This is a genomic window from Phocaeicola coprocola DSM 17136 (assembly GCF_000154845.1).
Classification (GTDB): domain Bacteria; phylum Bacteroidota; class Bacteroidia; order Bacteroidales; family Bacteroidaceae; genus Phocaeicola; species Phocaeicola coprocola.
In genome coordinates this window covers 1-26,097 of the sequence record NZ_DS981491.1, presented here as the reverse complement: position 1 = coordinate 26,097, position 26,097 = coordinate 1, and the positions used below count along the sequence as shown (strand labels likewise).

Here is a 26,097-nt window from a genome sequence, read left to right as displayed (position 1 = left end):
AGCGTTTTGCTATGTTTTGCTGTCAAATAACTCTTTTTGTTTGCAAATATAGTCAGTTTTGTTGAAACAAGGAAACGCTAGTTTACAATTCTGTTTCACCGATTTTATTTTCCGACTTACTGATTTCCTTAGCAAAAGTCTTGAAGTCCGTCACATCCTGCGGAACAAGAAAGAAGTATTTTTGCAATTCAGCATTTGCCTCTTCTCCATATCCGTACAAATGATACCTCTCTTTTGTTCTCACTTTATTTGTAGGGAGAATAAAGACTCCTTTTTGCGCTTTTAAACGATACAAATAGGTAATCATCTGATTAACATCATCCCTCGTATCTATATTTCTTTTATATTTTGCATCGGCAATTACAGAACCTTTCTCTCTGTAAAAATCGGGATAGCGTGGAAATTGATTTGGGAGTGCCAAATATATTCGTCCTGTCCCTCTCTTATTATTAGGATGCTTGAATCCTTGTTTTGAAAGGATGGTTGCTAGATACTCTTCCCATAAATATGAGACATCAAACAAGACACCATGTATTTTGTCATCCTTTGCTCCATACTTGTTCTTTTCGTGTCTCAATATACGCAAGCAGAGCTTTTGGAGTGGTGTATAACTGGAGTAATACGGATGGGTTATAACCTTTAAATTGGCTTTCACTATTTTTTCTCTTTCCTGTCTGTTATAGTGTGGAGTTGAGTGGATGATTTGTGCAACGCTTGTATGTGTATCAGCATCATTTTTCAACAACATTTTTCCAAATGAAGTTTTACCGATGTAGTCAATCGTATGTCGTATCAGTTCGGTTACATGGTTGTCATGACTAAACTCACGAGTACGATATGCTATCCGACCATTAAAAGGCAAATTTGTTTTCAAATGCCTGTTAATGTCTATTGTACCTCGTACATTAGCGTCATTATACTCATTTCTCTGATATTCTTTATATATTCCTTGGGTTAACGCTTCGTTAAGAAGCTTCGGGAAAAGCAACAACAGAAAATCAAACGCTTGCTCATCTGTTGTTTCGTGTAACATATTAACAAGATTGATACGCAATACTTTTTGAAGCATATAGTGCAAAAAGAAATCCTGCTTAGTATCTGTTGCGAAGCGAGAATGTATGGAAAGGGATTGCCCGTTTACATTGATAAAACCTGCGATGTTTCCAGTATTCAATATTGCTTCCGTACATTGATTTTCTTTCCAGTGCAGTTGTAGATTCAACAATGATTGCTTATCGGTCTCATCTTCACAACGATAAAAAGAATGAGGATATACGAGCAGGCCGTTATCACTATTGCTCAACAAGTCGGATATTGTTTTGTTAGCGATGCTCTGTAGTGGTAAATACTCATCAAGGTTATCTTTGATGGTGTATGTTGTATTGTCTGCGAGTATAATCATTGAACATTCCCGTTATAATATACCCGTTCCAACATTTTAAGGTTTTCCGTGGCATTTGCAGAACCCCTCAAATATTCAAAAAGCACTCCTTTCAAATGATTCTCCCACAAATGCCTATAAGCAGCATTCTTGTTGGAGTGGTCTTCATTGAGATAGAGCTGTATTTTACTAAAATAAGAACCGCCTATATGGTATGCTACATTGAGTCCCTCTATGCCAGTTTCGGTATTTTCATCCCATATTGCAGAATTCAAACGTTTCATCTTTTCGACAACTTCATCTTTCATTTCTTGAAGTTCATCAAGCATGCCCGTATTCTCGTTAGCTTTTATTTCTTCCCAAGCGAAACGACGACGCATGGCAAAATCCATACTTTCTACGCTACGGTCTATGTCGTTCATTGTACCTATTATATAAACATTATCAGGCACATAAAAACCGTTATAGAAAGGTTCTGTCGTATCAGTTATAAGATTTTGGTATTGGGTTTTAACCTGTCCTTTTTTTCCTCGATAACCAGGGTCTATGCTGAAAAACAGTTCTCCAAATATCTTTGAAATTTCTCCACGGTTGATTTCGTCAATGATAAAGACAAACTTCTTATTATTATCAAATAATTCCGTTCCTTTTGAATATGCCAACAAACCAACATTTTGAATCATATATTGAATTATAGCTTTCCTATCATTAGTGTCCCGTTAAAATCGGGACGAATTAAATATTAATCAAACAACCCCGGGAAAAGGGGATTTAATTGCTCTTTGACATCATTGAAATTAGTCTTATTGAACAACTCTTGTAAAGGTGTTTTATCCGTTAATGAAATGCTCAAAATCTGTAGGACCTCATAGGTCGAACGGCTTAAGTGCAAATCATGTTGGATAATAGCTACCAAACAATAAGTGATAATAGCCACACTTATCTGAATACGGACTGCGTTTTCTGTGGTGCCCCAGAACCTTTTGATTTTAAGGTGCTGCTTCAACCATTTGAAGAACAGTTCTACAAGCCATCTCTTTTTATAGAGATTAGCTACATCAAGTGCAGATATATGTTTGGCATTTGTCAGGAAGGTAAATTCACGATCATCTTCTTCATCATAGAACCTGATAATCCTGAATGATTCCGGATACTTCTTTTCAGAGGTATATCCTGATAATTTCACTTCAGCATCAGATAGTATATTCTTTGGTAGTCTGCGTTTCCATTTGCAGAACTTAAATTTAAGATTCGACTTGGCTCTTACGACAAAGAAAGAGCCAGTAAGATGAATCCGATATAGTTCCTTAAACGAATCATACGCTCTATCAAAAATATAGTATGCATTTGGTTCATAATGAATTGCAGACATTGCTGTTGAGTCATGTTTTGAAGCTGTGGTTACTGTAAAAAAAGCCGGAACCTGAGCCTCAATGTCATAAAGGACATGTGCCTTGACTCCACCTTTTTTACTTCGAAATTTAGCCCAAGGAAATGTTGCCAAACATAACGGAATGGTGGTTGAATCAAAAGCGTACTTCTTTCCTTCGATATCCAGAATATGAGTAGCTCGTTTATCACTGGCTTCTTTCATCATGAAGAATGCAAAATCTTCAAAGATTCTGTAATCCCTATTTTGGTTAGCTGATGCAAGTGTGGTTTTGGCCAAGGGTTCACGACCCAATCCCAAATGATAACACTTGGCTTGATGTGCTTCCAATGCAACAATCAGGTCGCGTAGGCTCTCACGATTGCTTAGCTGTCCGAACATCATAGCAAGAAGCTGGTTCCAGCAAGTGAAATGTTTGACGTAACGATTTCCATCGTATTTGTCCACGATTCTTCTGAATTTATTGTTGTTCAAAAACTCTACCAATTGAGCGAAAACATATTTGTCTTGATTCATTTGAAGCCATTTGATTTGGTTTCAAAGGTACAATTTCAAATCGTCGCGCTTTACAAATAGAGTATAATAAGCTATATTTCAGTTATTTCAAAGAACTATTTATCCACTTTTACGGGACAGTAATGCTTTCCTATAATTGTCATGTCCTCCACTTGGAACTCCAGCTAATCCCCTATAAACATTGTACATTTGCTCTTTACTGAAGAACTTTGACATACCATGTATCCATGTGTCTTTTGCATAATCATTGTTTTCATAAGTTCTATTTGCCAATCCATCACCATTGACATTTAGTTCTAAACGGAAACTTGACTTTCCACTAAGTAACGGTATCTGCAAATAGTTCTGCTCGTTTAGTATGTTTATCAATTTGTCCCAGCATTCATTGAAATTATCAATAACATTTAATGTTTTACTATTTAATGCTTTCTTGCAAAAAGATTTAAACACACCGTCTTTTCTTTCAAAACCAATATTGCCATTATTATCAGGGGGAGTTGGACGTAAGCCCTCAACGAAATCGGTATAATCGTATGATGGATGAAACTGGACGAAATCATACTCAGCATCCATAGCTTCTGCTATAGCCTTTGCTAAATGCGTTTTACCTGTACCTGGTGCTCCTGTAAGAATCAAATTGTAATTCTTTTCGATGAGCTCTTTTTTTTCTTCTATATAGTTGTTCATATTATTCTGTTCCTCTTGAATATATCTTAAATGTTCCAAAATCTGCCAAGGATATGTTACTATATCCATTGCATTTTGAGGTTGTAGTACTTTCTGAAAAAGATTAAATATATTATGGCTATTTACAAACCAATTACCTCCAACAAAATCAATATGTTCTGTAGTAGTATATATTTCCAATTTATTGAATAGTTCCCATAAGTTGCCTTCATTAACAATTGTACACAAAAGATTTGGTTGTAATGAAGCTATTAAACGATTTGTTGCAGCTTTCCTATCTTGAGATGTAAAACGTCTTATCCATTGTTTTATCTCTTGATATACCTCCCACAGTGGTTGATTCTGACTATCTGCTATCTTTTTCAATAAAGGAGCAAGCTCATTCCAATGAGCTTTGATTTGTTGCTGTTCGTTTTTGGTAAAATATCCTTGTTTTAAAGAAGAAACACAATGACCAGAAGAACGCTCAAAGAACTCTTTAAAAACGTCCTCATCCCAAGTTTCCCATTGTGTCTTAGTTGCAGCTTCTTTAATGAATAGAGGCACATATTTTTTGTAATGATTCATCCAAGCATCCCAAAGGTCTATCTCATCACAATATTGCTTCAATGACTTTTTAATCATATTCTTAAAAACTATTCCTACAAATCTATGTACAAAAGTACAAAAAATCCGTGATACGGCATTCCATTATCACGGACTTTATTTTGATTTACAGCCTAATACCTTTATCCTGTTTTCTTGTCGGCATTCCTAATGCTTGCATAAACTCGTCTTTCTTTCGTCTGAACCAACTGACATGTGAAACACCATCTATCTTAAAATCAAACTTTCCCTCCGTGTCCTGTTTGAGGGAGCAAACCGCACCATCTGCCCTAAAGTGTTGGTTAAACTCACGTGAATACAGTTCGCCTTTAATGGAAACATCTTTGAATGTGCATAATTTTCTAATAATAGCATCCCCTAAGTTCAGAGTATCACGCAAGAACTTAATTGTTGGCATCAGTTTTTCCACATAGGGAAAATAACGTTTGACAAAATCCACAAACTCGGATAGTTTGCTGTTCTGTTGTTCATATGCGGTTTTTATCTCCTGTATCTGCTTGGCTTGTTGATATTCCCTCTGTCTGGCTTCTTCTTCAAGTTCAAGGATGCGGTCTTGCAATTCCTCGTTCCTACGTTCCAATGCTTTCATCTTTCCACCCCCAAAAAAGAGCCCACGCTTTCGGCTATATTGGTCGCTGCGGTCGTGGCTGCGCCTTTCAGCTTCTCGGTCTGTACCTCCTTCTTGGCTCGTTTGAGTTCCTGCTCGGCTTCGGCTTTCTGCTCCTGCAACCGTTTGTTTTCCATATCAAGGGCATCGTTCTTTTTCTTCATGTCCCGATAGTATTGCGTGGTGCTTGTGTGCCGTGCTTCAGATCCACGCACACCACGCTGCAATCCATACTTTGCCATAACCCTTGCGTAATTGTCGTGGTACGCAATCAGTGTCTGACGATTGAACAGGTCATCGGCACACAGACGGATGGTATCCGATTTTTTACGGTACTTGCGTTTACCGTTCTCCTGCTCTTTCTTGGCTTTCCGCCTTTCGCCTGTCACGATGGGAACAACCGCTGCATGGATATGCGGAGTTTTCTCGTCCATGTGCAGGTGGGCTGCAACCACATTGTCCTTTCCGTATGTGGCTTGAAGCCATTGTATGCTGTCCCTTGCGCCCTGCCGTGCCCGACTTTCTTGGCAAACTCGCTGTTGTGCTGCTCAAAGAGCTTCAACAGGGTTTCCTGCTTGACACCGATACCGAGATAGGCATCTTTGGGTTTGGCTGCGGTAACATATCCGTCCGTCTGCATCAGTTCCTGATAACGGCGGTTTACCTCCACACGGATTTTATCAACGGCAATGTTGATTCGCTGTGCTTCGGCACTTTTTCCCGAAGCACGGTTGTTCTTCACATCCCACAACCGCAAAGGAATATCCATTTTGCAGCTGAGTTGTTTAATTTCTCCGTCCACCGTAAGGCGGCACATCAAAGGCAGGTTGCCGTTGGGTTTCTCACTGCCTTTCTTCACGTAGAATAAGACCTTAAATGTACTTCTCATAACTCACTTTTTTGGGTTACAAAATAGTTTATAGCGAGTTACCAACAGATACGACAAATGATGCCAAACGATGCAAAATTTAGTTTTTGCAAGAAATTTACATCATCAACACGGGTAATGATAAAGTAACTGAACTCTTGCGCAGTTTGGCTATATTATGGCTCTCTTTGGCTTTTTACTGAGAGAAAAACATATCATAATAAACTCTTTTTCATCTAGTTAGGTGCACTTTTCTCAATTTTGTTTTCTCGCTATGTGTTTATTTTACGAATCCTTTCTTAGCCCATTTCAGGCTGTTCCAGCGTCTGACGAAAAGAATGGCACGTATGTTTTCGTCGAGCAGGAAGGCACACCACATGCCGGCAAGGCCCCATCCCCAGTGGATGCCCAACAGGTAACTGAAGCCGACAGAAACAGTCCATTGTACGGTAAATCCCATGTAGAAGGGGTAGTTTACGTCACCTGCCGAACGTAGCGCATTGGTGGCGTAGATGTTTACGGCGCGTCCTATTTCTACTACTACATCGATAATCATGACTGTCACCCCCAGACGGATAATTTCTTCATTGTCTGTCAAGAGGCTGAATATGAAATGTCCTCCTGCTGCCCAGATACATGAAAGAACGAGCGAAACCAGTATGGAAAGCCGCATTACATATTTCCCCAGTAAATAGGCTGCACGTATTTTCTTTTGTCCTACCAGGTGCCCGATGCTGATTGCTCCTCCCTGAGCCATTGCAATGGCAAACAGATAAACGAACATAATAATGTTTACACTGTAAGTGCGGGTTGCCAGTGCATTATTTCCCAGCATGTTAATCAGATAAGTAATTACTACCTGAGAGAAGCTGTAGGAGAGGTTTTCGCCGGCTGATGGCAAACCTACTTTCAGCAGATTCTTCAGTTCAATCCACGGGAAAGGACGGAAATATGCAAGCGGGAAACTTGGTATATGTTTACGGAACAGGATAATGAATAATACAATCATACTTACTCCCCGGGCTACGGAGGTAGATATTGCAGCTCCTTCAGCGCCAAGTGCCGGCATACCGAACTTTCCGAATATCAGGGAGTAGTTTCCCACTATATTCATGATATTTACCAGCACGGTGACCAGCATGGGATATATGGCTTTATTGGCACTGCGTAGCGATGCAGAGATCGTGAGTGATATTGCCTGAAAGAAAGCGAATGCACCCACAATTTCCATGTAGCCGATACCATATTTCAGCAATTCTGGCCGAAGCCCCATCCATCCTAATAGCGTGGTGGCACCGAAATGGAGGATGATACTTATTAAAACCCCTACGACAAGATTCAGGAGCAATGAAACTCCTACTACTTGTATCATGTTCTTCTGCATTTTTGCTCCCAGATATTGAGAACATAATACAGACGTACCGATATTGATAACTTCGAATACCAGGAAAGCAAACATAACTATCTGGTTTACTACTCCTACGGCAGCTACACTCTCGTCTGAATACTGGCTGAGCATGATTGTGTCTACTGCTCCCAGCATCATTATCAATAACGTTTCAATGAAAATCGGGATAACCAGTTTGGTAAGTCCTTTACGAATATTTGTCTGTTGAATTGCCTGTTCCACTAGATAATAAAAAAATCCGCGTGCAAAGTTACGACTTTTTTACACGCGGAGGCTTGACCTAAATCATTTTCTATTTATGGAGGAATGTATATTTTATCTGCCTATCAAATTCATAAATTCTTCCCGAGTTTTAGCCTGATTGAATGCTCCGGTAAAATCGGAAGTTGTAGTTACAGAGTTTTGTTTTTCTACTCCTCTCATTTGCATACACATGTGTTTGGCTTCTACCACAACCATTACTCCTAATGGGTTGAGTGTTTCCTGTATGCACTCCTTTATTTGTAAAGTCATGCGTTCTTGCACTTGAAGCCGGTGTGAGAATATATCTACCACTCGTGCTATTTTGCTTAACCCGGTAATATATCCATTAGGTATATAAGCTACATGGACCTTGCCATAGAAAGGCAACATGTGGTGCTCGCACATGGAGAAGAAGTCGATATCTTTTACGATGACCATCTGACTGTATTCTTCTTTGAATTTTGCAGCCCTCAGCACCTCTTTAGGGTCAACTTCATAACCACGAGTTAAAGTCAGCATAGCTTTTGCTACGCGTTCTGGAGTTTTAAGCAAACCTTCACGTTCAGGATCTTCCCCCAATAAAGAAAGTATTTCCTTATAGTGCGACATGAGTTTCTGCACTTTCTCTTCGGGGAATTTCATCAGATTCGTATCAATCATTATTCAATGGGTATATTAATTTGTTCGCGTACGATTGCTACTTCTTTAAACTCACCGCTTGCTTTTAATTTACGCATGGCTACGTGTGCTTCTTCTATACTTTTGAAGTCACCGATGCGGCATAACCAGCGGGGAGGTTGAAAATAAGTATATACCGGCATATCGGGAAATTCTTTTTTGACTTTATTGGCCATGGCATTTGCCTCATTCCGTGCTACTCGTGAATTGTTTCCTGCATATACCTGTACGCGGAAGCCTCTTGCCTTTAAGGTTTTGGGAGCTCCGGAGCTTGCTGCATTACCTGCATAGCGCAATCCTATCAGAGAAGTGATGTAGCTGTCCTGATGTACACTGACTACCCCTTCTCCCGGCTGGCGGGTTTGCAGACTTTCTATGATGTTTCGCTGTGCGTTTGCGACGCTTGCTGTAAACAGGAACACAAAGGCTAATAAATATTTTATCATACCGGAATATTCTATGAATGTGAATAAGAGTATATCACGGAAGAGACAGATTACGCCCTTCCGTGATAAATAGTTATAATTCGCTTAATTATTTAAAAGCATCGATGATACCTTTGAAGTCAGCAGCTTTCAATGCAGCTCCACCGATCAAACCACCATCAACGTCTGGGTTAGCGAACAATTCTTTTGCGTTTGACGGCTTGCAGCTACCACCGTAAAGGATAGAAGTGTTTTCAGCAACTTCCTGACCATATTTAGCAGCAACCAAAGAACGGATATGAGCGTGGATTTCCTGAGCCTGTTCAGGAGTAGCAGTCTTACCTGTACCGATAGCCCATACTGGTTCGTAAGCCAAAATAACTTTACCAAAGTCTTCTGCTGACAGAGAGAATACAGAAGCCAGCTGAGCTTCTACTACTTCATTCTGCTTGTTAGCTTCGCGTTCTTCCAGAACTTCACCGATACAGAAGATTGGTTTCAGGTTGTTTGCCAAAGCCAATTTAACTTTTTCTTCCAGGATTTCAACTGTTTCGTGGTAGTAAGCACGACGTTCAGAGTGTCCTAAAATAACGTACTGAGCTCCAGTAGAAGCAACCATTTCTGCAGAAACTTCACCAGTGTAAGCTCCTGATACTTTGTCTGCACAGTTTTCTGCACCTACGCCGATAATGTTTTTGTCAACGATAGGAGTTACAGAGGTCAAGTGGATGAACGGAGTACAGATGATAACATCGCAGTTTGGTTTATCTGCTGTTAATACTTCGTTCAGTTCTTTTGCCAAAGCAATACCTTCTTGCAGGTTCTTGTTCATTTTCCAGTTACCTGCTACAATGTTTTTTCTCATTTTGTTTAAATTTTAAAGGGTTTATATAATTAGTTTTCTTTATTGGCATTTTCTTTCTTGGTTTTCCGCTTGTGCCATCTCAGCCAGGCAAGATCGCATAAGGTAAGGAAAATCAATGGGCCTGCAAACCATCCCAATACCTCAATAAGTTTATGACTGGCAGTCTTGGGATTCAGTTCTCCTATGGGTAGCTGGTTTAATGGCTTGTTCAATATATATTCGTCAGGTAGTTGGTTATTGCTCCATTTGTTGATAACCACTCCTTTTTTCAACAATACCAGTCCCGGGTTGGAACGGATGATGGTTTTTAGTGTAATTTCATCAGTCAGGGCAAACGGATACTCGGCTCCTGTATTGTCTTGCCACATGGCAATGTCTTCGTCGGATGAAGCAGTAAGACAAAGGAATCTATATCCATGTTCCAGGCTGTAGTCGTATACTTCATTTATTAGATCGATATCGCTGTCGTCTGCATTTCTCAGGTGAGGAGCTACGAGCAGGAATGTATAGCTTTCATCATCCAGAATCATATCAGTCAGATCGGTTCCGTCTTCTTGCGACATAATCGAGAAGTCGTGGATAGGAGGTTCGTAGCCTTTTTCCTTGATGCGAGTTTTCGAATCAATGAATGTCCAGGTTGTATCCGATGGGAAATTGTCTATGGTAAATTCTTTTTCTACTCCGTCTTTGGCATAGATGAAAGTTGTTTCATAGGTTGTAGGCTTTTCACCTTCAGGTATTTCCATTCCTTTACGTATGTCAGCTCCGATATGGTAAGGACGAAAGTCAAATACCGGGAGTTCACGTATGCAATATAGGGTATATATGATAATAAATACAACTCCGTAAAGGGCAACCAGCCAGTCCACTTTCTCGCTGACAAGCTTTACGATTCCTGTTTTTCTCCATTTGAACACAGAAATGGCGGCAATAAGCAATACGATATTTTTCCAGAATGTTTCCCAGTTTGTCAGTTTTACGGCATCACCAAAACAACCGCAATCTGAAATCGGATTAGCAATAGCAAGCCATAAAGTAAGTGGAGTCATAAAAGACATTACAGCCAACATGAGAGTAGGGGTTATTCTGCGGTGTATTCCGAACAGCATGTAAAATCCCAAGGCAAATTCGAACACCCCCATAGCCATTGCTCCCAGATAAGGGAATGCGTCAGGTATCAGGTGTTGGAATCCCCATGCTTCCAGATAATCCTGTATTTTGTAAGCTGTTCCGTAAGGATCATTGGCTTTTATGAATCCGGAAAAGATGAAAACACCTGCCAGTAAAAAGCGGCAAATGTTTACCCATACAAAAATGGCTCTATGTAAATGTTTATTCTCCAAATTCCAGTTTTATTAATGCGAATACTGAGTAATTTATCATATCCATATAGTTGGCATCTATTCCTTCGGATACCAGCGTATTACCACTCAAGGCTTCTATTTGCTTAGTGCGATAGATTTTCATCAGAATCAGGTCAGTGTACGATGTAATCCGCATGCTTCTCCATGCTTCATCATAATCATGGTTTTTGGCAAGCATCAGTTCTAATGCTGCTTTAGCATGCTTATCGTACTGCTCAAGTGCCTGTTGCTCGGTCATATCATCAGTTTCAGCATATCCTTGTTCCAGCTGAATTAACCCAATGATGCCATAGTTTACAATAGCAATGAACTCCGGACGTATACCTTCGTTTACCAGTGTGACACCTTTGATTTCGATACTCCGAATACGGTTGGCTTTGATGAATATCTGATCGGTTACAGATGAAGGACGCATTATACGCCATGCAGCGCCATAATCGTGTAACTTCTTCGCGAACAAATCCCGACAGATTGCAATCACATGTTCAAATTGCTGTTTTGTATCTTTCATACACTATAATCCAAATATATGTCGCAAAGTTACGATTTTTCAGAAAAACCGCGCAATAAAAATGCAACATTTGTCGTTTGGGTGGATTGGAGTTGTAGAAAAAAGGATGAAAACTTAATAAACTCTAATTGCTTGAACAAAAGATTTTTGTATGATGTTGTCTGTATTATTTTTTATGTAACTAAACCTAACCTGAAAAATTAAGATTTTATGAAAACTTTAAAAATCACATTTGTAATGCTGATGACAGCATTGTTCTTGGTTCTCCCTTCATGCAGCAAGAATGATGTAAATGTAACTCTTACTCCATCTGAAGAGGTTGTAAATGCTTTTCAACAAAAATATCCGGATGTGAAAAATGTCAAATGGGAAATATTGGTCGGTGCTTATGAAGCTGAATTTATATATAGTGGAACGTATTCAGAAAACGGGCAGCATATTATACTTGATAAAGTAGAAGCGCAGGCATATATCACTCAGGGAGGAAAATGGGTACGTTCTGAGTTTGATGTGACGAAGGATTATCAGGATTCTTCTTCTTTGGTTGTTCCTCGTGCTGTTAGAGAAACTATTGCAGCAAAAGGGAAAAAGGTGGATGATGTGAAACTTTTTGACTGGTCGGACCGTAATGATTATTTTTATGTGGAATTTGATGAGCCTGACTCTGAACTCTTGATTAACTTCGATGGGACTCTTTATTAAGTTCCTGTTTTTCATTTGTATAGACTGATAGACTGATGCTTATCTAAGTCCTTGTTTTATAACGATATACATAAGGTAAACGTAGTAAAAAGTAGGTTGGATAACAAGGGAAACGTATTCTTGTAGTAGTTGCCGATGAGTGGTAGTCGTAAAAATGTATCTACTTTTGGCGAAACGAAATTTATATAGCTATGAAACTGAATACACTTTTGTTATCCATGTCTTGTGCGGCTTTGACTTTGCCGCTTTTTGCTCAGAATACCCGTATGGAAACTTTTTGTAATCCGCTGAATGTAGATTATACGTATATGATTTACAATTCGGATAAGGATATTTCATATCGTTCGGGAGCCGATCCTGCCGTTGTGGAATTTCGTGGTGAGTATTATATGTTTGTCACTCGTTCACATGGCTACTGGCATTCTACAGATTTGCAAAACTGGAATTTTATTCCGGCTCCTGCCAACTGGTATCCGCAGGGATGTAACGCTCCTGCTGCACATAATTATAAAGATTCATTGCTATATGTATGCGGCGATCCCTCTGGGTCAATGAGTGTGCTTTATACAGATGATCCAAAGAAAGGTAACTGGAAAGGAGTTCCTGCTATTTTGCACGATTTGCAGGATCCGGATTTATTTATAGATGATGATGGTAAGGCTTATATGTTCTGGGGATCATCGAATGTTTTCCCTATTCGAGGAATAGAATTGGATCGTAACCATCGTTTCTTGCCAAAAGGAGAAAAGAAAGAGCTTTTTGGACTTGATTTGGCAAATCACGGTTGGGAACGATTTGGAGAAAATCATGTAAGCGACTCTGATCTGGGAGGTTTTATAGAAGGCCCCTGGATGACTAAACACAATGGAAAGTATTATTTGCAATATGGTTCTCCCGGAACCGAATTTAATGTATACGGTGACGGAGTTTATGTAGCCGATCATCCAATGGGCCCTTATACGTATCAGAAACATAATCCGGTATCGTATAAACCTGGTGGCTTTATGAATGGAGCAGGTCATGGAAGCAGTGTACTTGGTCCTGACAGTACATACTGGCATTTTGCATCTATGTCTTTGTCTATCAATGTAAATTGGGAGCGTCGTCTTTGTATGTTCCCTATGGGTTTTGATAATGACGGTATTATGTTCTGTGATACTCGTTTTGGAGATTATCCTCATTATGCTCCAGCCGTACCAGGGAAAAAAGGAGAGTTCCGCGGTTGGATGTTGCTTTCATACAAGAAGCCTGTCACAGCTTTTTCTTATGTAAAAGAATATACTCCTGCTGCCTTGACCGATGAAAAGACAAAATCTTTTTGGCTTGCTGAAGCTAATAATGATAATCAGTGGGTGATGATTGATTTGCAGAAAGAAGCTGAAGTATGTGCTGTACAGATTAATTATCATGATTATCAGAGCAATATGTATGGACGTTATGAAGGATTATATCATCGTTATTATGTAGAAGGCTCATCCGACGGTAAAAATTGGAAGATTCTGGTAGATCGTCGTAGAAGCTACAAAGATACTCCGAATGACTATGTCGAACTGGCACATCCTGCAAAAGTCAGATATGTACGTTACCGTAATCTTCATGTACCTACCCCTCATCTGGCCATATCAGAATTGCGTATTTTTGGTAAAGGAACAGGAAAGGCTCCTAAAAAAGTTGACGGATTAAAACTGGTTCGTCAGGCGGACCGCAGAGATGTAGCTATCAGTTGGAAACCTGTTCCAGGTGCACAAGGATATAATGTATTATGGGGAATTGCTCCAGATAAGTTGTATAGCTCGTGGATGGTATACGATGAAAATGAATTATTTATGCGTTCGCTTACAACAACACAGGATTATTATTTCTGCGTGGAGGCATTCAATGAGAATGGAGTAGCCGAACGTTCTGAAATATTACATTGTAAATAAGAGAAAGAGAATATAGAACGGGAATTTGTAAAAGTCATTCGTGGCACAGTAAGCTATGAATGACTTTTGTTTTATCTGCAAAATCTGTATATGGATATGATTGAATTTTAATAAATCGTGTATCTTTGTACTTAAATGTTATAAAAAATTCCTATGAAGTCAGTACTATTGAAGATACTTCTAATACTTTCGTTTCTTCCCTTTTCTCAGGTCTGGGGAGCTGATTTTATTCCTGCCATTACAAACTATACGGTAAAAGATTATGAGGGAGGTCATCAGAACTGGGCGTGTGCGCAAGGTGACGATGGAGTAATGTATTTTGGTAATAATAATGGCTTGCTGGTCTACGATGGTTTTTCCTGGGAACTTCACCGGGTTCCCGGTGGATATATTGTCCGTTCTGTTTTTGTTGATGGCGATAGAGTATATATTGGTTCTTTCGAAGAGTTCGGTTACTTTATTCGGAAGACGGATGGACAAATGCAATATCATTCTTTGAGTGCTGGGATTAAAGATAAAATAAGTTCTAACGATGAAATCTGGCACATCATACGCCTGGGAGAAAAAATCTATTTCCAGTCGTTTACCGGCTGGTATTCGTACGACGGAAAAGCTGTCAGCTACATGGACAGAAAAAGTGGATTCCGCCCTTTGTATTTTTATACTTGTCATGAAAAAGTTTATGCTCAGATGATTAATGGAGGTTTCTATGAGTTTGACGGGCAACGTTTTCATCTTCTTTTGGAGCGCACAGCTGTAGGTAATGACAATGTAGTAGCAATATTGCCTTATGGAAATAGCGGAATGGTTTTGCTTACTGTCGACAGTGGATTGTTTGTGTATGAGCATGGAACTGTTTCTGCACTTCGTACGGATATAGACGCTCAGTTGAGATGGGCAAAAGGCAACCGGGCTGTAATGGTTGGAGATTCTATATTGGCTATTGGTACGATTCTGGATGGTATTTATGGAGTAGATAAGAAAGGACATCTGCTTTGGCATCTTAACAGGGATAATCAATTGAACAATAATTCTGTAATGGGACTGTTCGGAGATAGGGAAAATAATCTTTGGGCAGCACTGGATGATGGTATTTCTTTTGTTCATACCAATACTTCTATAACACTGCTCACTCCTTCTGTCAGAGATTTGAGTATCGGTATGGTTTATGGAGTGGAAAGGGTAGGAGAAAAAATTTATTTGGCTACCAATCAGGGAGCTTATGAATATAACAGGCGTACAAGTGAAATTCATCTTCTTCCGCATACGTCTGGTCAGAATTGGTATGTAAAACAAATTGACTCTCAGATATTTATTGGAAATGATATGTCTACGATGCTTGTGGAACAGAATGGAAGTATTCAGTCTGTTCCCGGAGCGTTAAATAGTACATGTATTGTTGAAGCGTCTATTAACGGACAAGAAGTGCTGGTAGAGGCCTCTTATGCGGAGTTGCGTATCTGGAAGAAACAAGCGGGGATATGGAAACTATCGCATAATGTACAGGATTTTTATGCGCCGATTAAGTCGCTGGAAGTTGATGGTACTGGAACAATCTGGGCTTCACACATGTACAATGGACTTTATCGTATCAAACTGGATGATGATTTGCATCGCATAAAAGATTTGGAGCATATTCATACGTTGGGAGGCAAGCAGAAGTCCGGCAAAATTCATGTAATGAAGATTAGAGGGCGTATCGTCTTTTCCAATACAGAAGGATATTTCATGTACGATGATATCGAACGGAAAATCAAGCCTTATGATTTGTTGAATACTTCTGTTCCGTTTTTGACAGATGCCCATACAGCCGTAGATGTGCATAATAATGAAATGCTGTGGCTGATAAATTCACATGAATATGTTCTTCTGGCTTATCAGGAAGGAAAATTTGTAATTAAGCGTCGTATTCCGGTAGAAATGTTCAATTCTCCTTGTATTGAAGGGAATAATAAAATATATGTAGATGGAAACGATTGTTATTTGAATCTGAATAATAGTATAGCTTGTTTGCATTTCAACGAGCAATATATAGGTCAGAAGGCCTTGTCTGGTTTAAAAATCCGGCAAATATTGGCTTCTTCTTCATCCGGTAAAGAACTGGCATTGGATTTATCGCAGAAAACGACAATTTCCAGTGATTATCGTGACATATCTGTTCTTTTATCTTATCCGTGTTATGATCAGCCGGCTATTCGTTTTAAATTTAAGCTGTATGCCAATAATCAGCTTTTGGTAGAAGATTCTTCCTTCCCGTCCGTTCACTTTGGTAGTCTGGAGTTTGATACATACACTTTGTGGGCTGGGGTATATAGTGATGATGGCCGTTTATTGGATGAAACGGAGTATGTTTTTGTTATCAATAAACCTATGTGGATGTCTTATCCGATGTTGTTTTTATATCTTTTGCTGTTGGGAGGATTGGTTTACGGTGTGGCCCGATGGCGGGGAAAGGTTGTTGCTGAAAAGAAGAGAAAGGAATATGAAGCACATAAAATAGAGCAGAATATTAAATTGAGTGAGCAGCAAAGACTGATAGCTGAACAGCAGAAAAAATTGCTGGAGGCAGAATTGTCGCTCAAGGGAAAAGAGCTTGCCAGTATGGCATTAGGAACATTTGCCAAGCAGGAAATGCTGGAGAAACTTCGTCTGGTTGTGCAGGAGCAGTTGGCGAAATCGCAGTGCGGGCGTAAAAACATGGAACTGGTACTGAAGCAAATTAATGAAAATATAGTAGAAGAGGATTCGTGGGAAGTTTTCCAACAGAATTTTGACTTGATTCATCAGCGCTTTTTCCGTACGTTGCGTGAACGCTATCCGAGCTTGACGGCAACCGATTTACGGTTCTGTGCCTTTTTGCGCCTGAACCTTTCCACTAAAGATATTGCTCAAATGACAAATCTGACAATACGAGGTGTAGAGGCAGCTCGTTATCGTATCAGAAAGCGTATGGAAGTACCCGATGGCATGAGTTTGGTTGACTTTTTGATAGAACTGAAGTGATACTTTAATTACCTGATTATTAATGTTGATTAGCTGAAAAAAGTAGTAAAAAAGTAGTGTGAAAAGGCCTCGAAGTAGTAACGTCGTATTACTTTTTTTGTGAATCGTTAAGTTTATGTTCACCTTTGCCATCGTTTTGAATCATAACTTTAATCAATTCATGAAAAAAAAATTAGTATTCATTCTGATGTCATTATTGTTCGTTGTTGGCGCTTATGCACAGCGAATGGTAACGGTTCAAGGTGTTGTTACAGATGCAACATTCAAGGAACCTGTAATTGGTGCTAATATTGTAGTGAAAGGCACAACGCTCGGAACCATCTGTGATGTAGATGGTAAGTATGTTCTTGAAAACGTTCCAGCAGACGGAACGTTGGTTTTCAGTTTTATTGGTATGAAAACCGTCGAAGTAAAAGTCGATGGTAAGACTACAGTTAATGTTGAGCTTTCTGATGATGTTCAAAAGTTGGAAGATGTAGTCGTTATTGGTTATGGAACCAGTAAAGCTAAAGATTTGACTGCTCCTATTTCGGTTGTAAAAAGTGATCAGATTGCTTCTCAGGCTACAACTTCACCGATGTCGGCTTTGCAAGGTAAAGTTCCTGGCATGAATGTCGTTTCATCGGGTGCTCCAGGTAGTGGTCCGAAAGTAACTATCCGTGGTTTGGGGTCATTTGGTGACACTTCTCCTCTTTATGTTGTAGACGGTATGTTCTACGATAACATTAACTTCTTGAACAATTCTGATATTCAGGAAATTTCTGTATTGAAAGATGCTTCGGCTGCAGCTATCTATGGTGTACGTGCTGCCAATGGAGTTGTGATTATTACAACAAAGAAAGGTAAGCGTAATACAAAAGCGCGGATTACGTATAACGGTTATGTAGGTGTACAGACTGCTACCAATGTGCTTGATATGGCTAATTCGCATGAATATGCTACGTTAGTGCTTGAAGCTAACCGTCAGGCATATGAACCGCTGGTTAAAGCTTCTATCGAAAAATTCGGCGGTAATTATGATTCGTTGACTTTTGGAGCTGATACTGACTGGTATGATGAGTTGCTGCGTCCTGCATTGATGACTAATCATGGAGTAGATATTGCCGGAGGTAGTGAGAAGGCAACATATGCAGTGGGTGTAAATTATCTGTATCAGAATGGTATCATGGATACCCGAAACAGTTATAACCGTCTGAATTTCCGTGCAAATTTTGATTTTGAAGCAACAGACTGGTTGAAAGTAGGAAGCAACATTGTTATCAGTAATTCAGAACAGTACAATGCAGAAAATTCAGCTTGGCTGGCTGCATACAATATGCCTTCTTTAATTCCGGTATACGATTATAGCCGTTCGGATGATGAGGCTTTCCCTGAAAAATTTGCTTCTCCTCAGCAGATTGGTCTTACTAATAACTTCTCGAATCCGGTAGCTATTGCAAAATACAATAACAATAGTCTGAATGAGAACTTCCAGGTTATGGCAAATTTCTTTGCAGAATTGAATTTAATTCCTAATAAACTGAAATTCAAGACAAGTTACAGCCAGGACTTCTCATTGATAAGAGGACGTGTATATGTTCAGCCTTATCTGGTAAGTTCGTTGCAACAGAATTCAGAATCAAGATTGACCAAGACAGACACAAATTATTATAATTATATATGGGATAATACATTGACTTATACAGATTCTTGGGGTAGTCATAATCTGAATGTCTTGTTAGGACAGTCTGCTCGTCAGGAACAGATGCGCAAGCTGGAAGGAAAAGCAACCAATGTTCCCGGTGACTATGATGAATATTTATATCTTACTCAAGGTAATGCAACAGGACGTGAGGTAAGTGATGACGGTTCTTGCTATCGTGGATTGTCTTATTTTGCTCGTGCTAGTTATGATTATGCAGGAAAATATTTATTGTCTTTGACAATGCGTGCAGATGGTAGTTCCAAATATCAGAACAAATGGGGATATTTCCCTTCTGTGGGTGCTGCATGGGTAATGAGTGATGAAGATTTCTTTAAGAAGCAAGAAGTAATTGACTACATGAAGGTACGTGCCAGCTGGGGACAGCTCGGTAATGACCATGTTTCTGCCAGTGATGGATTTGCTTCAATTGTAACTGGCACATCTGCTTCAGGTGTATTTGGAAATACTACATTGCCTGGTTTCCAGAATACAAGCTACTTTAGCTGGTTAGGTTGGGAAAAAGTAGAAGAATTCAATGTTGGTGTAAACTTCGCTGTACTTGATAGCCGCCTGAATGTTGATGTAGATTATTATAATCGTATGACAAAGAATGCTGTTATCAGTACAACCTTGCCTTTCAGTACTCAAACTTTAGCTGGAAACAATGGTGAAATTGAAAACAGTGGTGTTGATATTCAATTAAACTGGAGTGATAAAATTGGCAAAGATTTCAGCTATTATGCTGGAGTAAACTTGTCTACTCTCCGTAACCGTGTAAAGAGTTTGAATGGTGCTCCTTATATTTATGGCGGTAGCGCTGAGAGCCGTACCATAAATCTGGTAGGAGAAGAAATGCAGTCGTATTATGGATATAAGGTATTGGGTGTATATCAGAATCAAGCTCAGATTGATGCAGACCCGATAGCTAATGCGAATGGACTGGAACCAGGTGACTTTATTTACGAAGACATAAATAATGACCAGGTTATAGATGATAAGGACCGTCAGATTTTAGGATCGAATATTCCGAGATTGACTTATAGTTTCAATTTAGGTTTCCAATATAAGAATCTGGAATTCTCTCTGTCAACATTCGGACAGGCTGGAAATGAAATTTATAACCGTAAACGTGCTGTACGTTACACTCAGGCAAACTTCAACTTCGATAAAGACTTTTATGATAACCGTTGGACAGGTGAAGGTTCTACCAATACTTATCCGTCAGCAAAAGGTATGCTGAAAGCATGGAACAATAGCCATACAAATTCTTTCTTTGTTGAAAAAGGAAACTTCTTCCGCATACAGAATATTATGTTGGCATATAATTTCCGTAATATCCGTATGGGAGGCTATACATTGCCAGGAGTTAAACTTAGCTTGACTGCTGATCGTCCGTTTACTTACTTTACATCTAACGGATTTACTCCGGAAATTAGTCAAAACTTTGGTTGGGATGAGGGAGTTTATCCTTTGGCAGCCACTTATACTTTTGGCTTGACTATTGATTTCTAATAAATTGCTAAACACGTTAAGTTATGAAAAGTCTTAAGATAAAAAATATATTATTGTGTGCATTTGCTGCCACAACATTATTGTCTTCCTGCTCCGATTTTTTGGATAAATTGCCGGAAAATAAGGTAGACGAAGAGAAAGTTGACTATACGAACCTGAATAATATGTACCAGCCGGTGTCTGGTGTTTATGCCAAATTGCGTCAGAGAGGTTCTCACTGGATTGTATGGGGAGCTACAGTAGTACGTGATGATGATGTTTCTACCGGACGAATTGATGATCAGGCTGATTTGGTGGCTATTGATCAGAGTTATAATTATAATGCAGGTTTTTGGGGAACCAATGAAGCATGGATGGTTTACTATGATATCATCAAAGTTGCAAATGCAGCACTGGAAGCCCTTGATAATTATGCCGTAAATATTGTTTCGGAGGCAGATGGAAAACGTTATGAAGAATATACAGGTGAAGTAAAATTTATTCGTGCATACTGCTATTATCGTCTGACAGAGTTATTTGGCCCGGTTACTATCTTGCGTGACAATAAGCAGACAGATATGACTCGCTCTACAGTCAATGCTGTTTATCGTTATATGCTGAGTGATCTGGAATACTCTATGACATATTTGCCACGTATCCGCCCTAATGAATATACAGACCGTATCGGAGCTGTTTCTGCTTTTACAGCTGAAATGCTGGCTGCTAAAGTTTATATGGAGCAGGGAAACTGGTCGGAAGTTGAAAGACTGACAGATGATATTATTGGTAGTAAGAAATTCTCTTTGTACAGTGATTTCAACAATCTGTTCAAGATTCCAGGTAAGCTTTGCGATGAATCTTTGTTCGAAATGCAGTTTACTGACTTTGGAAATGGTTCGGGAGAAGTTGTTGTTTCGGATAGCTGGTTCACATTCCAGGGACCTTTGAATGATGGTAATATATCTGGATGGGGCTTTATCAGTCCGACCAAAGCTTTCCGTCAGTGGGCTGCAGAACGTGGTGAGACTATTCGTGCTACTACTACTTTCTTAATGGCAGGTGAAACTACTCAGGAAGGTGATTTCATTAAAGCACCAGCTAGTGATGTTGCTCCAGATTGCTTCAATGGCAAGGCATATACTCCGTCTAACCAGATGACTGAAGGGCGCACAGAGTATGGAACAAATAATAATATTCGTGTATTCCGCTATGCAGAAGTCCTTTTGATGAATGCGGAAGCTAAAGTTCGTCAGAATAAAGATGGTGATATTTCATTCAATTTGGTTCGTAAGCGTGCAGGAATGCCTGAACTGGAAGATGTGACACTTGACCAGATTATGGACGAACGTCGTATGGAACTTGCTTTAGAATGGGGTGAACGATATAACGATTTGCGTCGTACCGGAAAACTGAGTGAGGTATTAGGTCCGTTGGGATGGACTTCTGGAAAGGAATATTATCCGGTTCCTACAGCTCAGATAGACATCTCTTCTACTTTGGAAAATGAGCCAAAGGATGAATAAAGGTAGATAGTTTTTTTGAAGGTAGCTTTCAGGAGTTTATCACGTATGTGCAGGTGATGCTCCTGAAAGTATTATAAACCGATAATCTGTAAATTCTTATGTGGAAATATTTTTGTGGTCTGTGTGCATTGTTTTTGCTTTCATGCACATCTACGTCCAAAGAAAAAACTTTAAGTATAACCGAACAGACAGCATCTCGTCCGGATTCTTTTGCTTCGGACAGCGTGATGTTAGATTATATACAAAAGGTGCATTTTAACTATATGTGGGATGGAGCAGAACAGACATCCGGTCTGGCTCCTGAACGTATTCATCTGGATGGGAACTATCCTCAGAATGATTCTTCAGTAGTTACTACGGGGGGAAGTGGATTTGGTATCGCAGGTATTCTGGTTGCTATTGATAGAAAATTTATTTCTCGGGAAGAAGGAGTGGCACGCTTACATAAGATCGTTGACTATCTTACACGTGCCGATCGTTTTCACGGAGTATGGCCCCACTGGCTTGATGGACCGACAGGGAAAGTTAAACCTTTTGGAACGAAAGATGATGGAGGCGATCTGGTGGAAAGCTGTTTTGTTATGCAAAGCTTACTTTGTGTCCGCCAGTATTTCGAAAATGGTAATCAGGAAGAGCAGCTGTTGTGTACAAAGATTAATAAATTGTGGCATGAAATGGAGTTCGACTGGTATCAGAATGGCAAGGATGTCATCTATTGGCATTGGTCGCCCAATTATGGCTGGGAAATGAACTTTTCTCTCGAAGGCTATAATGAAGCTTTGATTGTCTATGTATTAGCTGCATCTTCACCTACTCATCCTGTTCCTGCTTCTGCATATCATAATGGATGGGCGCGAGGAGGAGATATCAAAACTTCAGCTGCACCATATGGACTGCCTCTGGAATTGAAGCATAATGGTGCGGAAGAATTGGGAGGACCGTTATTCTGGGCTCACTATTCGTATATAGGACTTGATCCTCGTAAGATTAAAGATAGATATGCTGATTACTGGAATGTAGTACGGAATCATGCTTTATCCGACTATAGATATTGTGTAGAGAATCCTAAGAAATATAAAGGTTATGGTGAAAACTGCTGGGGACTTACAGCCAGTTATTCTGTGAAAGGATATGCTGCACATTGTCCGGGTGAAAATGATTTGGGAGTAATTACTCCTACTGCAGCTTTATCTAGTTTCCCTTATACTCCTGAAGAATCAATGCGTGCCTTGAAATATTTCTATTCAAAAGGTGACAGCATATGGGGAACTTATGGCTTTTATGATGCATTTTCAGAAACGGATAACTGGACTGTACCGCATTATCTGGCCATTGATCAGTGTACAATTGCGCCAATGATAGAAAACTATCGTAGCGGATTATTGTGGAACTTGTTTATGAGTTGTCCTGAAATTCAGGCAGGACTGAAGAATTTGGGTTTTGAAGTTAAGAAGTGATTTATTTTAATTAGAAAGAAATAATGAAAAAGACAACATTCCTTTTAGTGACTTCTTTGTGTGTGTCGGCTACTATGTTTGCCGGGAACAAGAAATCACTGTTGCCTAAAGATGAGGGTAATATGGATAAGTTCGTGACCGAACTGATGAGCAAGATGACTCTTCAGGAAAAATTAGGTCAGTTGAACTTGCCTGTAACAGGTAATATAACAACGGGACAGGCTAAAAGTAGTGATGTAGCCGGAAAAATCAGCCGCGGAGAAGTAGGAGGCTTATTTAATCTGAAAGGAGTAAAGGCAATCCGTGAAATGCAGGAACTGGCTGTTGAGAAAAGCCGTCTGGGCATTCCCTTGCTCTTTGGTATGGATGTAATTCATGGATATGAAACAGTTTTCCCTATTCCTTTGGGACTTTCTTGTACCTGGGATATGGAAGCAATAGAAAAATCTGCTCGTATTGCCGCTGTTGAGGCGAGTGCCGATGGTATTTGCTGGACTTTTAGCCCGATGGTAGATATCTGTCGCGATGCACGTTGGGGCCGTGTTTCAGAAGGTAATGGAGAAGATCCCTATCTGGGCTCTGAGATTGCAAAAGCTATGGTCAGAGGCTATCAGGGAGAGAAGATGGAGAGAAATGACGAAGTTATGGCTTGTGTAAAGCATTTTGCATTATATGGTGCTATCGAAGCTGGTCGTGATTACAATACTGTAGACATGAGCCGTAACAGAATGTTTAATGAATATTTTCCTCCTTATAAAGCAGCAGCAGAAGCTGGTGCTGGTAGCTTTATGAGCTCATTTAATGAGGTCGACGGAATACCTGCAACCGCTAATCGCTGGTTGATGACGGATGTTCTGCGTAATCAGTGGGGATTTGACGGTTTTGTAGTTACTGACTATACGGCAATTGCTGAGATGGTTGATCACGGTATCGGTGATTTACAAGAAGTATCTGCACGTGCACTAAAGGCTGGTACGGATATGGATATGGTAGCTGATGGTTTCATCGGAACACTCGAAAAGTCGCTGAAGGAAGGAAAAGTCAGCATGCAGGATATCGATACAGCTTGTCGTCGTATGCTGGAAGCTAAATATAAGTTAGGTCTGTTTGAAGATCCGTATAAATATTGTGATTTAAAACGTCCGGCTAAAGACTTATACAATGCAGAACACCGTGCTGAAGCTCGTAGAATAGCCGCAGAATCATTTGTTTTATTGAAGAATCAGAACAATCTCTTGCCTTTACAGAAAAAAGGAAATATTGCATTGATTGGTCCTTTGGCTAACACTCGTACCAATATGCCTGGTACATGGAGTGTAGCTGCTACTCCTCAGCGCTATAGCACACTTCTGGAAGGACTTCAAAGAGCTGTTGGTAATCAGGCTAATGTTCTTTATGCACAAGGAAGTAATTTGATGTACGATGCCGACTATCAGACTCGTGCTACAATGTTTGGGCGTGAAATACCTCGTGGAGATGATAAGAAGCTATTAGAAGAAGCCTTGAATGTTGCAGCACAAGCTGATGTCATCGTTGCTGCATTAGGAGAATCTTCTGAAATGAGTGGTGAATGTAGTAGTCGTACAGAGTTGGAAATGCCTGATGCGCAGAGAGATTTATTGGATGCTTTGTTGAAAACAGGTAAGCCTGTTGTGTTAGTTCATTTTTCAGGACGTCCTACAGTAATGACATGGGAACAACAACATGTTCCGTCAATCTTGAATGTCTGGTTTGGAGGAAGTGAATCGGCTGATGCTATATGTGATGTCTTGTTTGGTGACGTTTGTCCAAGTGGAAAGCTTACAGCAACCTTCCCACAGAATGTCGGACAATTGCCAATGAACTACAATCATAAAAATACGGGTCGACCTCTTGCAGAAGGAAGATGGTTTGAGAAGTTCCGTAGCAATTATATTGATGTCTCGAATGATCCTTTATATCCTTTTGGATATGGATTGAGCTATACAACATTTGCTTATTCAGATATGCAGTTGAGTGCGGATTCTATGAATAACCAAAATGGTGAGCTGACAGCTTCTATTACAGTTACGAATACAGGAAATTACGATGCAGACGAAATTGTTCAGTTGTATATCCGTGATATTGTTGGCAGCATTACCCGTCCTGTAAAAGAGTTGAAAGGTTTCCAGCGTATACACTTGAAGAAAGGAGAGAGTAAGAAAGTTTCCTTTAAGATTACTCCTGAACTTCTTAAATTTTATGATTACGACCTGAATTATGTCTGTGAGCCGGGAGATTTTAATGTAATGATAGGCTCAAATAGTCAGGATGTGTTTGTCTTGAAATTTACTGTTACAGAATAAAGAGAAATAAAAAATCTCTAAAAGAACAGATTATAAATTATATAAAAAGTAATAGTTCGTTAAAAATTCGCCAAGCCTAAGCGGCTCTGGCAGTAAATAAAATGAGTTCTTTGAAAAGTTTGTCAATAACTTGCATGTCTGGGTTAATCCCGAACACGCAAATAAATCGTTCAAGCATATAAGCATTGTGTATGAATGACTTGCAAGAGGATATGGAATAGGCTATTCCGAGCCTCTTACATGCCGCTTTGGCCAAGTTGACAGCTGCGAGCGATGCATTGAAGTGAAAATCCAACTTCCTGAAGTCGGTTGACTGGCAGTTGGTGATTCCTGCATGCTGCTTGCCATCTCTAAAGCAAAATTCCAGTTGGAACCTGGTTCTGTAATAATCCAGCACCTCACGTCCATCCATGGAATCGTCTGTAGAGAAGTAAAGCTG

17 protein-coding genes and 3 pseudogenes are annotated in these 26,097 nt (G+C 39.7%); 7 read left to right on the top strand and 13 right to left on the bottom strand.

Annotated elements, in window-relative coordinates; all coding sequences use genetic code 11:
- Positions 1-82: 82 nt before the first annotated feature.
- The 12 genes and pseudogenes from BACCOP_RS13070 to BACCOP_RS13015 all read right to left on the bottom strand — a co-directional run bounded on the left by BACCOP_RS13070 (position 83) and on the right by BACCOP_RS13015 (position 11,549).
- Positions 83-1,402, bottom strand: a complete 1,320-nt coding sequence (locus BACCOP_RS13070) for a 5-methylcytosine restriction system specificity protein McrC (RefSeq protein WP_007569835.1) — start codon at positions 1,400-1,402, stop codon at positions 83-85.
- A complete protein-coding gene (locus BACCOP_RS13065; protein ID WP_007569834.1) occupies positions 1,399-2,064 on the bottom strand; it encodes an AAA family ATPase in 666 nt (221 codons plus the stop codon). The genes BACCOP_RS13070 and BACCOP_RS13065 overlap by 4 nt, the downstream gene beginning before the upstream one ends.
- Positions 2,065-2,123: 59 nt before the next feature.
- Positions 2,124-3,287 (bottom strand): IS4 family transposase, encoded by a 1,164-nt coding sequence (locus BACCOP_RS13060; RefSeq protein ID WP_007564783.1) that lies wholly within the window; start codon positions 3,285-3,287, stop codon positions 2,124-2,126.
- A gap of 99 nt (positions 3,288-3,386) precedes the next feature.
- Positions 3,387-4,598 (bottom strand): AAA family ATPase, encoded by a 1,212-nt coding sequence (locus BACCOP_RS13055; RefSeq protein ID WP_007569833.1) that lies wholly within the window; start codon positions 4,596-4,598, stop codon positions 3,387-3,389.
- Positions 4,599-4,686: 88 nt separating this feature from the next.
- Positions 4,687-5,687: pseudogene (mobV, locus tag BACCOP_RS13050) on the bottom strand (MobV family relaxase); the annotation flags it as partial.
- Positions 5,681-6,076 (bottom strand): annotated as a pseudogene (locus BACCOP_RS13045) (Arm DNA-binding domain-containing protein); the annotation flags it as partial. The pseudogenes BACCOP_RS13045 and mobV, both read right to left, overlap by 7 nt.
- 259 nt (positions 6,077-6,335) lie before the next feature.
- On the bottom strand, positions 6,336-7,685 hold the full coding sequence (locus BACCOP_RS13040; protein WP_007569829.1) for an MATE family efflux transporter: 1,350 nt from the start codon (positions 7,683-7,685) through the stop codon (positions 6,336-6,338).
- 93 nt (positions 7,686-7,778) lie between these two features.
- On the bottom strand, positions 7,779-8,366 hold the full coding sequence (gene folE, locus BACCOP_RS13035) for a GTP cyclohydrolase I FolE (protein ID WP_007569828.1): 588 nt from the start codon (positions 8,364-8,366) through the stop codon (positions 7,779-7,781).
- Complete coding sequence (locus BACCOP_RS13030) at positions 8,366-8,830, bottom strand: SPOR domain-containing protein (RefSeq protein WP_007569826.1); 465 nt, start codon at positions 8,828-8,830, stop codon at positions 8,366-8,368. Before BACCOP_RS13030 ends, folE begins: the two co-directional genes overlap by 1 nt.
- An 88-nt stretch (positions 8,831-8,918) precedes the next feature.
- Entirely contained in the window at positions 8,919-9,674 is a 756-nt protein-coding gene (gene tpiA / locus BACCOP_RS13025) for a triose-phosphate isomerase (RefSeq protein WP_007569824.1), read from the bottom strand.
- Positions 9,675-9,703: 29 nt separating this feature from the next.
- Entirely contained in the window at positions 9,704-11,017 is a 1,314-nt protein-coding gene (locus BACCOP_RS13020; RefSeq protein ID WP_007569822.1) for a BT_3928 family protein, read from the bottom strand.
- Positions 11,007-11,549 (bottom strand): DUF1599 domain-containing protein, encoded by a 543-nt coding sequence (locus BACCOP_RS13015; protein ID WP_007569819.1) that lies wholly within the window; start codon positions 11,547-11,549, stop codon positions 11,007-11,009. The genes BACCOP_RS13020 and BACCOP_RS13015 overlap by 11 nt, the downstream gene beginning before the upstream one ends.
- Positions 11,550-11,759: 210 nt before the next feature.
- Here BACCOP_RS13015 and BACCOP_RS13010 point away from each other — a divergent pair, with 210 nt between their 5' ends.
- The 7 genes from BACCOP_RS13010 (at position 11,760) to bglX (ending at position 25,658) form a co-directional block, all read left to right on the top strand.
- Complete coding sequence (locus tag BACCOP_RS13010; protein ID WP_007569817.1) at positions 11,760-12,251, top strand: hypothetical protein; 492 nt, start codon at positions 11,760-11,762, stop codon at positions 12,249-12,251.
- A 191-nt stretch (positions 12,252-12,442) separates the two neighbouring features.
- Complete coding sequence (locus BACCOP_RS13005) at positions 12,443-14,176, top strand: family 43 glycosylhydrolase (protein WP_007569816.1); 1,734 nt, start codon at positions 12,443-12,445, stop codon at positions 14,174-14,176.
- Positions 14,177-14,329: 153 nt separating this feature from the next.
- Positions 14,330-17,179, top strand: a complete 2,850-nt coding sequence (locus tag BACCOP_RS13000; protein ID WP_007569814.1) for a ligand-binding sensor domain-containing protein — start codon at positions 14,330-14,332, stop codon at positions 17,177-17,179.
- A 160-nt stretch (positions 17,180-17,339) separates the two neighbouring features.
- Positions 17,340-20,375, top strand: a complete 3,036-nt coding sequence (locus BACCOP_RS12995) for a SusC/RagA family TonB-linked outer membrane protein (protein ID WP_040312076.1) — start codon at positions 17,340-17,342, stop codon at positions 20,373-20,375.
- A 23-nt stretch (positions 20,376-20,398) separates the two neighbouring features.
- The gene (locus BACCOP_RS12990; RefSeq protein ID WP_007569810.1) at positions 20,399-21,877 is read left to right on the top strand and encodes a RagB/SusD family nutrient uptake outer membrane protein; all 1,479 of its coding nucleotides are present in this window, start codon (positions 20,399-20,401) and stop codon (positions 21,875-21,877) included.
- 98 nt (positions 21,878-21,975) lie between these two features.
- Entirely contained in the window at positions 21,976-23,334 is a 1,359-nt protein-coding gene (locus tag BACCOP_RS12985) for a glucoamylase family protein (RefSeq protein WP_040312075.1), read from the top strand.
- Positions 23,335-23,357: 23 nt separating this feature from the next.
- Positions 23,358-25,658, top strand: a complete 2,301-nt coding sequence (gene bglX / locus BACCOP_RS12980) for a beta-glucosidase BglX (protein WP_040312074.1) — start codon at positions 23,358-23,360, stop codon at positions 25,656-25,658.
- A gap of 76 nt (positions 25,659-25,734) precedes the next feature.
- Here the strand turns inward: bglX and BACCOP_RS12975 are convergent.
- Positions 25,735-26,097: pseudogene (locus BACCOP_RS12975) on the bottom strand (transposase); the annotation flags it as partial.